The 268-nt window shown below is 58.6% G+C and carries 1 rRNA gene; it reads left to right on the top strand.

Annotated features, from left to right (window positions below):
- Positions 1-54: ribosomal RNA gene (locus ACSNOD_RS31930) — 16S ribosomal RNA — on the top strand; the annotation flags it as partial.
- Between the last annotated feature and the right edge of the window lie 214 nt (positions 55-268).

The following is a 268-nucleotide window of genomic DNA, read 5'->3' as shown; positions in this document are numbered from 1 at the left end:
ACGAAGTCGTAACAAGGTAGCCGTACCGGAAGGTGCGGCTGGATCACCTCCTTTCTAAGGAGCACATAGCCGACTGCGAGCGAATGTCTTGCACGGTTGCTCATGGGTGGAACGTTGACTATTCGGCGCATCTGATGGTTTACAGCGAGTACTGCTTCGGCGTGGAAAGTTGTGGATCGATTGGGTGGGTCGGGCGCGCTGTTGGGTGTCTGAGGGCACGGCCGTGAGGCTGGTGTCTTCGGTACGCCGGCCCCAGTGAACTCGTCCT

Source organism: Streptomyces sp. URMC 123 (genome assembly GCF_051386515.1).
Taxonomy (GTDB): Bacteria; Actinomycetota; Actinomycetes; order Streptomycetales; family Streptomycetaceae; genus Streptomyces.
The sequence above is the reverse complement of the archived record's forward strand: the minus strand, read 5'-3'. Positions and strand labels throughout refer to the sequence as shown.